This is a genomic window from Mycobacterium sherrisii (genome assembly GCF_002102355.1).
Lineage (GTDB): Bacteria > Actinomycetota > Actinomycetes > Mycobacteriales > Mycobacteriaceae > Mycobacterium > Mycobacterium sherrisii.
This window is the reverse complement of the sequence record NZ_LQPT01000101.1, coordinates 121,843-137,454: the sequence shown is the minus strand read 5'-3', so window position 1 is coordinate 137,454 and position 15,612 is coordinate 121,843. Positions and strand designations below refer to the sequence as shown.

The window sequence follows — 15,612 nt, the reverse complement described above, 5'->3', positions numbered from 1 at the left end:
GCGCGCTAGGGTGCTGCGTGAACGGCGGCTTCCGAGGAAGGGGCAGGCGATTGACATCGCATGAACTGGCCGACGCCACGTCGGTCACCGCATCCGGCCCGACGCACGAGGCAGTCGCACCTCAGCCCGCTGATCTCGCACCGAAGCCGCGCCGCCGCCGGCTGTTCCGGGTGGGCATCCAGTCCAAGCTGTTGATGACGTTATTGGTGTGCAGCATCTTGTCGGTCGCCGTCGTCGGCCTGATCGGCGCTCTGTCCGGTCGCACCGCCTTGCGGCAAGTGGAGTCCGAGCGGCTGACCGAATTGCGGGAGTCCCAGAAGCGCCAACTGCTGACGCTCTTCAAGGAAGTCACCAACTCGGTGATCGTCTACAGCGGCGGGTTCAGCGTCGTCGACGCCGAACGGGCCTTTGCGGCCGCCTACGGACAACTGGCCAACGCGCAAATTACGCCGGCTCAACAGCAGGGGCTGATCAACTACTACAACAACGACATGATCAAACCGATCAGCCGGGTCACCGGAGAGACCGTCGACCTCAACGCCATTCTGCCGACCTCCAATGCGCAGAAGTACCTGCAGGCTTACTACACCGCAGCACCGCGGACCGCTTCGGAATCGTTGCCGCCGGCCGACGCCGGCGACGGCAGCGCCTGGTCGGCGGCCAACGCCCGCTTCGATTTCTACTTGCGCGACATCGTCACCCGGTTCGATTACCGCGATGCACTGCTGCTCGATGACCAGGGGACCGTCGTCTACTCGGTGCAAAAAGGCCCCGACCTCGGCACCAATATCCTCACCGGCCCCTATCGCGAAACCAACCTGCGCGACGCCTACCAAAAGGCGATGCGCTCCAACGATGTGGACTTCGTCTGGATCACCGACTTCCAGCAGTATCAGCCCGCCCTGGCCGCCCCCACGGCGTGGGTGGTCTCACCGATCGGGATGAACGGCAAGGTCGAGGGTGTCATGGCGCTGCCCCTACCAATCTCGAAGATCAACAGCATCATGACCGCCGAGAAGCAGTGGGAGGCGGCCGGAATGGGCCCGTCGACCGAGTCCTATCTGGTGGGATCCGACGGGTTGATGCGTTCAGATTCCCGGCTTTTCCTGCAGGACCCGCAGAAGTACCAGCGCGAAGCGGTGGCCGCCGGCACCTCGCCCGACGTCGTGCAGCGGGCGATCCGGCTGGGGACCACGACGCTGGTGCAGCCGGCGATCACCGCGGGTTTCCGCGCCGCGCAACGCGGTCAGACCGGGACCGTCACCGCGACCGACTACACCGGCAACAACGAAATGGAGGCTTTTGCGCCGCTGAACGTGCCGGATTCGGATCTGCACTGGTCGATTCTGGTGACACGCGATGACGCCGACGCGTTCGCGCGGCTGGGCAGGTTCAGCCAAACCCTGGTGATCAGCGTCGCAACCATGATCTTCGTCGTATGCGTAGCGTCGATGCTGCTCGCCCAGGTGATGCTGCGGCCGGTCCGCAGGCTGCAGGCCGGTACCCAGAAGATCAGCGCCGGTGACTACGAATTCAGCATCCCGGTGCGCTCTCGCGACGAAATCGGCGATCTCACACAGGCTTTCAACGAGATGAGCCGGAATCTGGCCATCAAGGACGAGCTGCTCAACGAACAACGCAAGGAAAACGACCGGCTGCTGTTGGCGCTCATGCCCGAATCGGTGGCGCAACGCTATCGCGAGGGGCAGGAAACCATCTCGCAAACCCACCAGGACGTCGCCATCATTTTCGCCGACATCGTCGGTCTGGACGAGATTTCGAACGATCTCAGCGCAGACCAACTGATCGGGATAGTCGACGATCTGTTCCGGCAGTTCGACGCGGCGGCCGAATCCCTTGGCGTCGAACGCATTCGAACCTTCCACAACGGATACCTGGCCAGCTGCGGTGTCCTTACCCCGCGGTTGGACAGCATCTACCGCAGCATCGAATTCGCGTTGGAGATGCGCCAGATCATCGACCGGTTCAATAGCCAAAGCTCGCATCAACTGCGGCTGCGGGTCGGCATCAACACCGGCAACGTGGTCAGCGGCCTGGTGGGCAGATCCAGCCTGGTCTACGACATGTGGGGCGGCGCGGTGAGCCTGGCCTACCAAATGCACAGTGGCGCACCGCAACCCGGCATCTACGTCACCTCGAGCGTGTACGAGGCGATGCGGGATACCCGGCAATTCAGCTCAGCCGGCACGATTTCGGTCGGTGGCAAGGATCAGCCGATCTACCGGTTGTCGGAGCGTTGATGAACGCGTTCCATTCGTCTTGGTTCTACTGGGCCATCGGTGTCGCGCTCGGATTTCCCGTCGCGCTGATCCTGCTCACCGAGCTGCACCACGCGCTGCTTCGCCGCCACAACCGACTGGCCAGGCAGGTCAGCTTGCTGCGCAACGCGGTGCTGCCGCTGGTCGCACTACTGCTGCTGGTGGTCAAGGCCGCGCAGGTGCCGTCCGGGGATGCCACGGTGCGCATCCTGTCCACGGTGTTCGGCTTCCTGGTGCTGGTGCTACTGCTGTCCGGCCTCAATGCCACGGTGTTCGAAAGCGCGCCGCAGGACAGCTGGCGCAAACGGTTGCCGACGATTTTCCTCGACGTGGCCCGGTTCGCGCTGATCGGCGTCGGCCTGGCCATCATCTTGTCGGTGATCTGGGGCGTCCGGGTGGGCGGTGTGTTCACCGCGCTGGGCGTGACGTCCGTCGTCCTCGGCCTGATGCTGCAGAACTCCGTGGGCCAGATCGTGTCCGGCCTGTTCATGCTGTTCGAGCAGCCCTTCCGCATCGACGATTGGCTCGACGCCTCCGACGAGCGCGGTCGCGTCGTCGAGGTGAACTGGCGGGCGGTGCACATCCAGACCAGCAGCGGCATTCGGGTGATGCCGAACTCGACGCTGGCCAGCACCTCGTTCACCAATCTCAGTCGCCCGGCGGGCACCCACCGGCTGACGGTCAAGACGACGTTTTCGCTGGCCGACCCGCCCGATCGAGTATGCGAGTTGCTGACCCGCGTCGCCGCTCAGCTACCGCAACTGAGAGCCGGCAGCGTCCCCCGCTCGGTTCCGGTCGGGGCCGGCGAATATGCCACGACGATCGCGCTCTACTCGCCGGCCGACGATGGCGACGCTCGGTCGATGTTCCTGCGCTGGATCTGGTACGCCGCCCGCCGGGCCGAGCTGCATCTGGACGGCGCCGACGACGACTACTCGACGCGGGAACGGGTCGCGGATGCCTTGCGGACCGTGGTGGCGCCGGCACTGCGGCTGACCGTCGCCGATCAGCAGGCGCTGCAGTCCTGCGCGCGGATCGTGCTGTACGGCGCCGGCGAGATCGTCGAGTACGTGGGTCAGGTACCCGCGGGGATGACGTTTCTGGTGGCCGGGCGGGTACGGCTGACGGCCACCGCGGGGGACGGGTCGGTGGTGCCGATCACCATCCTGGAGGAGGGCTCGTTTCTCGGGCTGACCGCGCTGACCCGGCAGCCGAACATGGCCGGCGCGTACGCCCTGGACGAGGTCACCGCGCTGGAAATCGACCGCGAACACCTCGAGCGCCTGGTGATGCGCGAGCCGGTGTTGCTACAGGATTTCGGGCACATCATCGACGAGCGGCAGAGCAAAGTGCGTGCCGCCGCGCGCGGCGAGCGCGTCGGCTGACGGCGACCGGGACCCGGGCCGTGTTACCTGGCCGCCTCAAGCCCGATACCCTGGATCGATGAGTCTGCAAGCACCGTCGCGCCCTGACCTACGTCAGGAGGTTCACGCCGCCGCCCGCCGCGCCCGCATCGCGTCCCGTGCGCTGGCGTTGTTGCCGACGGTGGCCAAGGACCAGGCGCTGCACTCCGCCGCCAATGCGATCACCGCAAACACCCGGCAGATCCTGGCCGCCAACGTCGACGACCTCAATGCGGCCCGGGCCGCGGGGACGTCCGACGCGATGCTGGACCGGCTGGCGCTGGACGCCACGCGGGTGGACGGCATCGCGGCCGGTTTGCGCCAGGTGGCGGGGCTGCCCGACCCGATCGGCGAGGTGCTGCGCGGCTACACCCTGCCCAACGGGCTGCAGCTGCGCCAGCAGCGAGTTCCGCTCGGCGTGGTCGGAATGATCTACGAGGGCCGGCCCAATGTCACCGTCGACGCCTTCGGTCTGGCGCTGAAGTCGGGCAATGCCGTGCTGCTGCGCGGCAGTTCGTCCGCGGCGCGATCCAACCAGGCGCTGGTCGAGGTGCTGCGTTCGTCGCTGGCCAGCGAAGACCTGCCCGCCGACGCCGTCCAACTGCTCTGCGCCGACGACCGGTCCACGGTCACGCACCTGATCCAGGCGCGCGGCTTGGTCGATGTGGTGATCCCCCGCGGCGGCGCCAGCCTGATCGAGGCGGTGGTGCGCGACGCGCAGGTGCCCACCATCGAGACCGGTGTCGGCAACTGCCACGTCTACGTCGACGGCGGTGCGGATTTGGATGTGGCCGAGCGGATCCTGCTCAACTCCAAGACCCGGCGGCCCAGCGTGTGCAACGCCGCCGAGACGTTGTTGGTGGACCGGGCGATCGCCGCGCATGCGGTGCCCCGACTGGTGGCGGCGCTGCAGGACGCCGGCGTGACCGTGCACGGCGGATTGCTCGAGGCGCCGAGCGAGGACGACCTGCGCCGCGAATACCTGTCGATGGACATCGCGGTGACGGTGGTCGACGGCGTGGACGCCGCGATCGCCCACATCAACGAATACGGGACCGGACACACCGAGGCCATCGTGACCGACAATATGGCTGCGGCGCAACGGTTTACCGACGGGGTCGATGCGGCCGCGGTGATGGTCAACGCGTCGACCGGTTTTACCGACGGCGAGCAATTCGGTTTCGGCGCCGAGATCGGTATCTCGACCCAGAAACTGCATGCCCGCGGTCCGATGGGTCTGCCGGAACTGACCTCGACCAAATGGATCGCGTGGGGAGACGGCCAGGTTCGCCCGGCCTGACCCCGATCTAGTTTTAGGAGAACTGAGATTGTGAGCGTGCCCGCCAGGTCGACTCCGCTGTTCGCCGACATCGCCGACGTCTCGCGGCGGTTGGCCGAGACCGGCTACCTGCCCGACACCGCCACCGCGACCGCGGTGTTTCTGGCGGATCGGCTGGGCAAGCCGCTGCTGGTGGAGGGGCCCGCGGGGGTGGGCAAGACGGAGCTGGCGCGCGCCATCGCGCAGGCCACCGACTCGGGTCTGGTGCGGCTGCAGTGCTACGAGGGTGTCGACGAGGCCCGCGCCCTCTACGAGTGGAACCACGCCAAGCAGATCCTGCGGATCCAGGCCGGCTCGGGTGACTGGGATCAGACCAAGGACGACGTGTTCAGCGAGGAGTTCCTGCTGCAGCGTCCGTTGCTGACCGCCATCCGGCGCACCGAGCCGACCGTGCTGCTGATCGACGAGACCGACAAGGCCGATATCGAAATCGAGGGCTTGCTGTTGGAGGTGTTGTCCGATTTCGCGGTGACCGTTCCCGAGCTGGGCACCATCACCGCCGAACGGACGCCGCTGGTGGTGTTGACCTCCAACGCCACCCGCGAACTGTCGGAGGCGCTCAAGCGTCGTTGCCTGTTCCTGCACATCGACTTCCCGACACCCGACCTGGAACGCCGCATCCTGTTGTCCCGGGTGCCCGAGTTGCCCGCCCATCTGGCCGAGGAGCTGGTGCGCATCATCGGTGTCATGCGGGGCATGCAGCTCAAGAAGGTGCCGTCGATCGCCGAGACCATCGACTGGGGCCGCACCCTGCTGGCACTGGGGATGGACACCATCGACGATGCCGTCGTCGCCCAGACGCTGGGCGTGGTCCTCAAACACCAATCGGATCAGCAACGCGCCGCTGGAGAGTTAAGGCTGAACTGATGCCCCCGCGCCGCGTCCGCCCTTCCCGGCCCCTGGCCCCACACGGGTTGCCCGGTCACCTGGTCGGCTTCGTGGAAGCGCTTCGCGGGGTGGGGATTTCGGTAGGCCCATCGGAGACGGTGGACGCCGGACGGGTGATGGCCACGCTCGGCCTGAGTAACCGCAACGTGCTGCGCGAAGGCATCGCCTGCGCGGTGCTGCGCCAGCCCGACCACCGCGAGACCTACGACGCGATGTTCGACCTGTGGTTCCCCGCGGCGATGGGTGCGCGCGCCGTCGTCATGGACGAGGCGGACGAGGCGGGCGATTCGGGCTCCGACGGCGACGCCCTGCCGCCCGACGATGTCGAGGCGATGCGGCAGATGCTGCTCGACCTACTCACCCAGAACGAGGACCTGGCCGACCTGGACCAGCGACTCGTCGCGATGATCGCGCGGATCGTCGAGGCCTACGGCAAGTACAGCTCCAGTCGCGGTCCGTCGTTCTCGTCGTATCAGGCCCTCAAGGCGATGGCGCTCGACGAGCTGGAGGGCAAGTTGCTCGCGGGCCTGCTGGCCCCTTACGACGAACCGACCCCTACCCAGGAACAGATCGCCAAAGCACTTGCAGCGCAGCGGATTACCCAGTTGCGCAAGCTGGTCGACGCCGAGACCAAGCGGCGCACCGCCGAGCAGCTAGGGCGCGACCACGTCCAGATGTACGGCATCCCACAGCTTTCCGAGAACGTCGAGTTTCTGCGGGCCTCCGGCGACCAGCTGCGCCAGATGCAGCGGGTGGTGGCGCCGCTGGCACGCACCCTGGCCACCCGGCTGGCGGCGCGCCGGCGTCGTAGCCGCGCCGGGACCATCGATCTGCGAAAGACATTGCGCAAGTCGATGTCCACCGGCGGGGTACCGATCGACGTGGTTTTGGCCAAACCGCGCCCGGCGCGGCCGGAACTGGTGGTGCTGTGCGACGTGTCCGGCTCGGTGGCTGGTTTCAGTCATTTCACCCTGCTGCTGGTGCACGCGCTGCGCCAACAGTTCTCCCGAGTACGGGTGTTCGCCTTCATCGACACCACCGACGAGGTGACGCACATGTTCGGCCCGGAATGCGATCTGGCCGTGGCGATTCAGCGGATCACCCGCGAAGCCGGGGTATACAGCCGCGACGGGCACTCCGACTACGGCAATGCGTTCGTCTCGTTCGTGCAGGCCAATCCGAATGTGCTGTCGCCGCGCAGCTCGTTGTTGGTGCTCGGCGACGGGCGCACCAACTACCGCGACCCGGCCCTCGACGTCCTCTCCGATATGGTCACCGCCGCCCGGCACGCCCACTGGCTCAATCCCGAGCCCCGTCACCTGTGGGGCAGCGGCGACTCGGCGGTGCCGCGCTACGAAGAGGTGATCACCATGCACGAATGCCGATCCGCCAAGCAGCTCGCGACGGTGATCGACCAACTGCTGCCGGTGTGAGCCGCCGAGTGTGGGTGCTGCGCAGCAAAATCGCCCGCAATTCGTCCGTGGGCGTCCGGGACGGGACTGAGGGGGCGCGGTGAGCACGGCGCGGCAACTGCCGGCCGGGCGGGCGCCGCGAGCGGCCCGGTAAGCTGGCACATCGTGCAAAAACCCCGTCGCCGGCTCGGAGTGATGGGTGGGACATTCGATCCCATCCATTACGGGCATCTGGTTGCCGCCAGCGAGGTGGCCGACCTGTTCGACCTCGACGAAGTGGTATTCGTGCCCAGCGGACAGCCGTGGCAGAAGTCCCGCAACGTTTCCGCGGCCGAGGACCGGTACCTGATGACGGTGATCGCGACGGCGTCCAATCCGCGGTTCTCGGTCAGCCGCGTCGACATCGACCGCGGCGGACCCACCTACACCAAGGACACCCTGCAGGATCTACACGCGCTCAACCCGGACGCCGAGCTGTTCTTCATCACCGGCGCCGACGCGCTGTCCTCCATCCTGTCCTGGCAGGGCTGGGAGATGCTGTTCGACCTGGCGCGGTTCATCGGCGTCAGCCGGCCCGGCTACGACTTGCGCCGCGAGCACATCACCGACGCACTCGGGGAGCTGGCCCAGGATGCCCTCGCCCTGGTCGAAATTCCGGCGCTGGCCATCTCGTCGACCGATTGCCGCAAGCGTGCCGCCCAGCGCCGGCCGCTGTGGTACCTGATGCCCGACGGCGTCGTGCAATACGTCTCCAAGCGCCGGCTCTATCGCGAACCCGTGGGCGACGATCTCGACGCCACCCAGTCCAGCCTCGCGGCGGGCAATGGCACATGAGCGCCACGCCGGAAGCCATCGAGATGGCCACCATCGCGGCCAACGCCGCGGCCGCCAAGCTCGCCAACGATGTCGTCGTCATCGACGTCTCCGGGCAGCTGGTCATCACGGACTGTTTCGTCATCGCGTCGGCGTCCAATGAGCGGCAGGTCAACGCGATCGTCGACGAGGTCGAAGAAAAGATGCTGAAGTCCGGCTACAAGCCGGCGCGCCGGGAGGGCGCCCGAGAGGGTCGCTGGACGCTGCTGGACTACCGCGACATCGTCGTGCACATCCAGCACCAGGACGATCGCAACTTCTACGCCTTGGATCGCTTGTGGGGTGACTGCCCGGTCCTGCCGGTCGAGATCGACGACAGCGATCAGGACAGCGCAAAATGAGTATCCGGCGGCTAATTATGTTGCGGCATGGGCAAACCGACTTCAACGCCGGCAGCCGGATGCAGGGTCAGCTGGACTCCGCGCTCACCGAACTCGGCAGGGCTCAGGCGGTCGCGGCCGCCGAGGTGCTGGGAAAGTTGCAACCGATGCTGATCGTGTCGTCCGATTTGCATCGCGCCTACGACACCGCGACCACGCTGGGGGAGCGGACCGGGCTGCAGGTGCGGGTGGACGAGCGGCTGCGCGAGACGCACCTGGGCGACTGGCAAGGCCTGACCCACAGCGAGGTTGATGCGCAGGCACCGGGCGCGCGGATCACTTGGCGGGAGGACGCCACCTGGGCGCCGCACGGCGGCGAGAGCAGGGTCGACGTCGCCGCGCGCAGCGTGCCGCTGGTCGCCGAGCTGGTGGCCGGCGAATCGGACTGGGGGGACGCCGCCGAACCGGACCGACCGGTGGTGCTGGTCGCCCACGGCGGTCTCATCGCCGCGTTATCGGCTGCGCTGCTGCGGCTTCCGATCGCCAACTGGCCGATCCTGGGCGGCATGGGCAATGCCAGCTGGGTGCAGCTCTCCGGCCACTCTCCCGATGGCGACGCCGAGTTCAACAGCATTCGGTGGCGCCTGGACGTGTGGAATGCTTCGGCGCAGGGCTGAAAACGATGTCTGTTGACGTACGACCGACCCTGCTGGTCTTCGCCGACTCGCTGGCCTACTACGGCCCGACTGGCGGCCTGCCCGCCGACGATCCGCGAATATGGCCCAATATCGTTGGTGCCCAATTGGATTGGGATGTCGAACTGATCGGTCGGATCGGCTGGACGTGTCGAGACGTGTGGTGGGCCGCGACGCAGGATCCGCGAGCCTGGGCCGCGCTGCCCAAAGCCGGCGCGGTGATATTCGCGACCGGCGGAATGGATTCGCTGCCGTCGGTGCTGCCGACGGCGCTGCGCGAGCTGATCCGCTACGTCCGCCCACCCCGGCTGCGGCGCTGGGTGCGCGACGGCTACGGCTGGCTGCAACCCAGGCTGTCGCCGGTGGCCAGGGCCGCGCTGCCGCCGCACCTGAGTGCCGAGTATCTCGAACAGACCCGTGGCGCAATCGATTTCAACAGGCCGGGCATTCCGATTGTGGCGTCGCTGCCCTCGGTCCATATCGCCGAGACGTACGGCAAGGCCCATCACGGCCGCGCCGCCACCGCGGCGGCGATCACCGAATGGGCGCAGCATCACGATGTTCCCCTGGTGGATCTGAAAGCCGCTGTGGCCGAGCAGGTTATGAGTGGTTGTGGTAACCCGGACGGGATCCACTGGAATTTCGAGGCGCACCAGGCGGTAGCCGAGCTGATGCTCAAGGCGCTCGCCGAGGCCGGCGCGGCGACGATGCAGAGCGCGCAGCGCGAGGGGGAGGAGCCGCGCGATCAGGCCGGCGCGGCGACGATGCAGAGCGCGCAGCGCGAGGGGGAGGAGCCGCGCAATCAGGCCGCCGCCGCCACGATGCAGAGCGCGCAGCGCGAGGGGGAGAAGCCGCGCAATCAAGCCGGCCTCGCCGGCGAGAAGCCGCGCGGTTGACCGTGATTCGCGCCGCCGACGATGCAAGACGAAGCGATGGGGGGCGGGCGTGACCGTCGTGGTGGTGACCGACGCATCGTCGCGTCTTCCGGACGAATTGCTCGACAAGTGGGCGATACGCGTTGTCCCGCTGCACATCCTGCTCGATGGCGATGACCTGCGCGACGGTGTCGACGAAATCCCCGACGACGTCTACCTGCGCCACGCCACCACCGCGGCGGCCACCCCATCCGAACTGGCCGCCGCATACGGTCAGGCGCTGGCCGACTCCGGCGGCGACGGGGTGGTGGCGGTGCACATCTCGTCGGCGCTGTCGGGCACCTACCGGGCGGCCGAACGCGCCGCCGCTCAACTGGGTCCCGCAGTGCGAGTGATCGACTCCAAGTCGACGGCCATGGGCACCGGCTTCGTGGCGCTGGCCGCCGCACGGGTCGCCGCGGATGGGGGTGACTTGACCGCCGTTGTGGCCGCCGCGGACTCGTCGGTACGCCGCGGTCATGCGTTCATCGTGGTGCACGGCCTGGAGAGCCTGCGGCGCAGCGGCCGCATCGGGGGGGCCAAGGCATGGCTGGGCACCGCGCTGTCCCTGAAACCGCTGTTGCGCATCGACGACGGCAAACTCGTGCTGGCCCAACGGGTACGGACCATCAGCAAGGCGACCGCGGCTTTGCTGGACGAGGTGTGCGAGATTGTCGGCGAGGGTTCGGCCGCGCTGGCGGTGCACCACGTCGCGAACCCCAACGGTGCCAGCGAAGTCGCCGTCGCACTGGCCCAGCGGTTGCCGGCCTGCGAGCCGGCCATCATCACCTCGCTGGGGCCGGTGCTGGGCATCCACGTCGGGCCCGGAGCCGTCGCAGTCTGCCTGGAAACTCCAGAACGCTAGGCCGGCACCGGCTTTCGGGCGTGGTCACCGCGTGGGTGCACGACCTGCGGCCACCAGAACCACCGGCCGAGCAGCGTGGCGATCGACGGCATCAACAGCGTGCGCACGATCAGCGTGTCGAGCAGCAGACCAATGCACACGGTCGAGCCGAACTGGCCCAGCACCCGCAGGTCGCTGCCCAGCATCGCCGCCATCGTGAACGCGAACACCAGGCCCGCGGCGGTCACCACCCCACCGGTGCCCGCCATCGAGCGGATGATGCCGGTCTTGAGGCCGTGATGGATCTCCTCCCGGAACCGGGAGACCAATAGCAGGTTGTAGTCGGATCCGACGGCCAACAGGATGATCACCGAGAGCGCGGCGACGATCCAGTGGATCTTGATGCCGAACAGATCCTGCCAAATGAGTACGGCCAGACCGAATGACGCGGCGATGGAGCTGGCCGCGGTGCCGACGATGACCAGCGCGGCCACCACGCTGCGGGTCAGCAGCAGCATGATCATGAAGATCAGCGTCAGCGCCGATACCACCGCGATCATCAAGTCATACTTCTCGCCGTCGGCCATGTCCCGGAAGGTCGCCGCCGTTCCGCCGAGATACACCCGGGCATCCGACAGCGAGGACTGCTTCAACGCCTCCTGCGCCGCCGTGCGTTCGGCGTCGACCCGCGAAATGCCTTCCGGTGTCATCGGATCGCCCTGATGGGTGATGAAGAACCGCGCCGACTTCCCGTCCGGCGACAAGAACATGCGCAGACCGGTCTGGAAGTCGGGGTTGTCGAACGCCTCGGGCGGCAGGTAGAAGAAGTCGTCGTTCTTGGACTGATCGAAGCTCTGCCCCATCACGATTGCGGTGTTGCTCATCGCCTCCATCTGGTTGATCATCGCCTTGAACGTCTGGTAGAGCGTCAGCGTGATGCCCCGGGTGGTCTTCAGCGTGGTGATCAGCGTGGGGAATAGCGCCGTCAGGTCGCGTGATGCCTTGGCGGTGTGCTTGATGTCGGTGGTGAGATAGTGGAACTGCTCGGCGAGTTGGTCGAAGCCGTCCAGCGTGTCGAACAGGGACCGCAGCCCGAAGCACAACGGGATGTCGAAACAGTGCTTCTCCCAATAGAAGTAGGTGCGCACCGGCCGGAAGGTGTCGTCGAAATCCGCGATGTGGTTGCGTAGGTTGTCGGTGATCTCCGAGGTCACCGCCGTGGTGTTGGCGCTGTCCTCGGCTGCGTTGGCCAGATCCAGCGACACCTCGTATTGGCGCTGCGTGGTGTCGATTTGGGTCTGCAAATCGTCGGCCATCCTGAGGATGTCGTTCATCCGCTCCTTGAGGAAGCCCATGTTCTGCATGGTCGTCTGGCTTTGGATGCTGTTCTGGAACGGTATCGAGCTGTGCTGGATGGGAATGCCCAGCGGCCTGGTGATGTCCTGGACCATGGCGATGCCCAGCGTGCGCATCTCGTTTTTGGCGACCCGGTCCAACACCAGCATGTCGGCGGTGTTGCGCATGTCGTGGTCGGATTCGATCATCAGCAGATCGGGGTTCATCCGCGCCTCGGAAAAGTGCCGGTTCGCCGCCTCCTGACCTTGGTTGGACGGCGCCGAGGTGGGTAGATAGAAGCGATCGTTGTAGCTCGTCGTGTAGGTCGGCAGGGCGACCATGCCGACCAGCACCACGGCGCCGCTGACCGCCAGAACCGGTGCGGGCCAACGCACTACCGCCGTGCCCACCCGCCGCCACAGCCGCCCTCGTTTGGCCACCCGCTTGGATTCGAACAGGTGGAAGCGACTGCCGACGAACACCACGGCCGGCCCCAGCGTGAGCCCGGCCAGCACCACCACCAGCATGCCGATCGCCACCGGTGCGCCCATGGTGTTGAACCACGGCAGCCGGGCGAAGCTCAGACAGTAGGTGGCACCGGCGATCGTCAGCCCCGAGCCCAAGACCACCGGAGCCACACCCTTGAACGTGGTGTAATACGCCGATTCTCGGTCTTCACCCGCGCGCAGCGCCTCTTGGTAGCGCCCGACCAAAAAGATCCCGTAGTCCGTTCCGGCCGCGATGGCCAACATGGTCAGGATGTTGGCTGCGAACGTGGTGAGCCCAAACGCGTTGTGATACGCCAAGACCGCAACGACACCCCGGGAACAGGCCAACGCCACGAACGTCATGAACAGCTGCACCAACGTGGTCACGACGGACCGGTACACCAGCAGCAGCATGATCGCGATGGCGCCCAGCGTGAACAGCGTGATCTTGGCCAGGCTCGCGTTACCGATTAGATGCATGTCGTCGGACAGCGCCGCGGGACCGGTGACGTAGGCCTTGACGCCCGGCGGTGCCTTGTTCTCGTCGATCACCTTGCGAACGGCGTCCACCGACTCGTTGGCCAGCGTGGTGCCCTGGTTACCGGCGAGGTTGATCTGTACGTAAGCGCCTTTGGCGTCGGCACTTTGGGCGCCCGCCGCGGTCAGCCGGTCACCCCAGAAGTCCTGGATGTGCTGGATGTGCGCCGGGTCTTGGCGCAGTTGACGAATGAGCTTGTCGTAGTACTGATGCGCGTCGGCGCCGAGGGGCTGCTGACCCTCCAGCACGATCATCACGGTGCTGTTGGAATCGAACTCGTGAAAGTTGTGGCCCATCCGCATCATCGCCTGCATCGACGGCGCGTCCAGCGGCGTCATCGGGGCGGAGTGCGCCTCGCCGACGACTTCCAGGGTGGGGACGATGACGTTGACCACGATCGTGACGAAAACCCACACCAGGATGATCGGCACCGCGAAGATGCGAATGGCGTGCGGCAGATAGGGTCGGTGACCCCGGTCCGGCTTCCCCGCGTTCCGGGTCTCGATCGGCCCGGTGTCGGCGGCGTCGTCGACGCTTAATGGGCTGTTGCCGTGTGCATCACTCATGCGGACTTCACCAAGCAGAAGGTCTGGGCGTTGTGGCCATCGGAGGTGTGCTGTTCGCGGACGACGCCGTCCACGGTGATCTTGCAGGTGATTTGGCTGCCGTCACTTTGCGCCATGATGTTGGCGCTCACCGATGGCAGCGTGGTGGAGATGGTGGCCGACCATGGCAGCGCCGCGTTGTCGACCTGGTGGGTGTTGGCGTTCTCATCCCAGTAGTTGATATCCGCGACCGAGCCGGGCGGGCCGGAGATCTCGTAGACCACCACTTTGGGGTTGAACTGCACGATCTCGATGCCCTTGCCGGCATTCGCGTTGAGGTCTTGCGACCCGAAGATCTTGTGCAGCCGCGACACGACCAGTGTCGAGATGGCCAGAACCCCGATCAACAGGATCGGGATCCACGCCCGCTTGAGCGCCCGGGTTATGGCGTCCGAGTTCGTGGAAGCCCGCACCTTGACCGCCTTCCGATGACCGCTTCCGGGGCCCGCCGTCCTGCCAGGGAAAGCTCACCACCGCCGTCGACAACCCTAGTTGTCGACGGAACCTTTGCTCGGCTAAGTACTCTAAACCTTAGAGCACGCAACCGTTCCTCGGGGGGGCGGCCAATGTGGTCGAGCCCATACCGTTACCGGCCCAGCCGGCCCGTCACGGGCGGTAAGTCGGCCAGCGTGACGATGCCGGGTTCGGCGGCCACCACCGCCGGGACGGCATTGGTAACCGGCATGGCGGTGTAGATCATTCCCAGCCCCATGAATCCGGGCTCGGTCCAATCCTGCGGCGGCAAACAGTGCAGGACGGTTCGCATGTTGGGCATGCCGAACACCTGGATGACATGGCCGTGCTCGAGCGGCTTGGGCGGGACCACGTGGTTGCCCATGGTCCAGTTGAATCCGACGCTGACGACGTTGCGGTCGCCCACCCAACCGCGATGGAAGCCGTACACACCCCCGACCGTCCCGGCCGGGATCTTCATGAAGCCCAGATCGGAGTCGCCGGTGGCGGGGGTGAACGTGACGTCGAAGGTCATCCTGTCCAGCTCGGCGCCGATCGCGTCGGCCATCATCGCCGCCGATTCGGCGAATACCTCGCTTTCCCGTCGCACGGACTCCGCCAGCCCCGGCGTCTGCGGGTCTTGCGAAAAGCCCATCGCCGTCTGGGTTTCCGCAGATTCATAGGTCGAGCAGTCCACCGACTCGGTGATCCGGATTTCGTCGACGCGCTCGCAGGAGGCCGACAGCACCATACCGACCATGTTGGTCATCCCCGGGTGCGCGCCGCTGCCGAAGATCGTCGAATTGCCGCGTTGGCAGGCTTCTTGCACGCGCTTGCGGTCTTGGGGCGTCTGCTTGCCGCCGGTGATCCAGGCCGCGCTGGTGCACACGTTGACTCCCGCTTCCAGCAGCCGCACCAGTTCGTCGATGTTCGGCCACAACGGGTTGTAGCAACACGCATCGGCGTCCAGGGCGAGCAGCGCGTCAATGTCGCTGGTGGCCCGCACCCCGGTCGGCTCCGGCCACCCGGCCAGGTCCGCGGCGTCGACCCCGACCTTCTCCGGGCCGTGCGCGTACACCCCGACCAGCTCCATATCGGCCCGGCCGATGATCGCGTGCAGCGACCGCCGTCCGATGTTTCCCGTAGTCCACTGGATGACGCGTAACGGACGGTCGGTGCTGGTTTTGCTCATCGTGGCTCCTTTGCCGCCGAAGGGGTGGAACCAT

The 15,612-nt window shown here is 66.5% G+C and carries 12 protein-coding genes and 1 pseudogene; 10 read left to right on the top strand and 3 right to left on the bottom strand.

The window, feature by feature from the left end:
* Positions 1-50: 50 nt before the first annotated feature.
* The 10 genes and pseudogenes from AWC25_RS21275 to AWC25_RS21230 all read left to right on the top strand — a co-directional run bounded on the left by AWC25_RS21275 (position 51) and on the right by AWC25_RS21230 (position 10,988).
* Complete coding sequence (locus AWC25_RS21275) at positions 51-2,261, top strand: adenylate/guanylate cyclase domain-containing protein (RefSeq protein WP_372513446.1); 2,211 nt, start codon at positions 51-53, stop codon at positions 2,259-2,261.
* Positions 2,261-3,664 (top strand): mechanosensitive ion channel family protein, encoded by a 1,404-nt coding sequence (locus AWC25_RS21270; protein WP_085167523.1) that lies wholly within the window; start codon positions 2,261-2,263, stop codon positions 3,662-3,664. Before AWC25_RS21275 ends, AWC25_RS21270 begins: the two co-directional genes overlap by 1 nt.
* Positions 3,665-3,722: 58 nt before the next feature.
* Positions 3,723-4,982, top strand: a complete 1,260-nt coding sequence (locus AWC25_RS21265) for a glutamate-5-semialdehyde dehydrogenase (RefSeq protein ID WP_085167555.1) — start codon at positions 3,723-3,725, stop codon at positions 4,980-4,982.
* A gap of 30 nt (positions 4,983-5,012) precedes the next feature.
* Positions 5,013-5,888: an AAA family ATPase gene (locus tag AWC25_RS21260; RefSeq protein WP_069398977.1), complete on the top strand. Its 876-nt coding sequence runs from the start codon at positions 5,013-5,015 to the stop codon at positions 5,886-5,888.
* Positions 5,888-7,342, top strand: a complete 1,455-nt coding sequence (locus AWC25_RS21255; protein ID WP_069398976.1) for a vWA domain-containing protein — start codon at positions 5,888-5,890, stop codon at positions 7,340-7,342. Before AWC25_RS21260 ends, AWC25_RS21255 begins: the two co-directional genes overlap by 1 nt.
* Before the next feature lie 144 nt (positions 7,343-7,486).
* Positions 7,487-8,155 carry a nicotinate-nucleotide adenylyltransferase gene (gene nadD, locus AWC25_RS21250; RefSeq protein ID WP_084229151.1) on the top strand — a complete coding sequence of 223 codons (669 nt, stop codon included), beginning with the start codon at positions 7,487-7,489 and terminating at the stop codon, positions 8,153-8,155.
* A complete protein-coding gene (rsfS, locus tag AWC25_RS21245; RefSeq protein ID WP_069398974.1) occupies positions 8,152-8,535 on the top strand; it encodes a ribosome silencing factor in 384 nt (127 codons plus the stop codon). Before nadD ends, rsfS begins: the two co-directional genes overlap by 4 nt.
* Positions 8,532-9,191: a glucosyl-3-phosphoglycerate phosphatase gene (gene gpgP, locus AWC25_RS21240; RefSeq protein WP_069398973.1), complete on the top strand. Its 660-nt coding sequence runs from the start codon at positions 8,532-8,534 to the stop codon at positions 9,189-9,191. The genes rsfS and gpgP overlap by 4 nt, the downstream gene beginning before the upstream one ends.
* 5 nt (positions 9,192-9,196) lie before the next feature.
* Positions 9,197-9,925: pseudogene (gene octT, locus AWC25_RS21235) on the top strand (diglucosylglycerate octanoyltransferase); the annotation flags it as partial.
* Between the two features lie 229 nt (positions 9,926-10,154).
* The gene (locus AWC25_RS21230) at positions 10,155-10,988 is read left to right on the top strand and encodes a DegV family protein (RefSeq protein ID WP_069398972.1); all 834 of its coding nucleotides are present in this window, start codon (positions 10,155-10,157) and stop codon (positions 10,986-10,988) included.
* Here the strand turns inward: AWC25_RS21230 and AWC25_RS21225 are convergent.
* The 3 genes from AWC25_RS21225 to AWC25_RS21215 form a co-directional block, all read right to left on the bottom strand.
* The gene (locus tag AWC25_RS21225) at positions 10,985-13,894 is read right to left on the bottom strand and encodes an MMPL/RND family transporter (protein WP_069398971.1); all 2,910 of its coding nucleotides are present in this window, start codon (positions 13,892-13,894) and stop codon (positions 10,985-10,987) included. The two genes, AWC25_RS21230 and AWC25_RS21225, sit on opposite strands and share 4 nt — an antisense overlap.
* On the bottom strand, positions 13,891-14,319 hold the full coding sequence (locus AWC25_RS21220; RefSeq protein ID WP_084229156.1) for an MmpS family transport accessory protein: 429 nt from the start codon (positions 14,317-14,319) through the stop codon (positions 13,891-13,893). The genes AWC25_RS21225 and AWC25_RS21220 overlap by 4 nt, the downstream gene beginning before the upstream one ends.
* Before the next feature lie 200 nt (positions 14,320-14,519).
* Positions 14,520-15,578: an NAD(P)H-dependent amine dehydrogenase family protein gene (locus AWC25_RS21215; RefSeq protein ID WP_085167521.1), complete on the bottom strand. Its 1,059-nt coding sequence runs from the start codon at positions 15,576-15,578 to the stop codon at positions 14,520-14,522.
* Positions 15,579-15,612 lie beyond the last annotated feature (34 nt).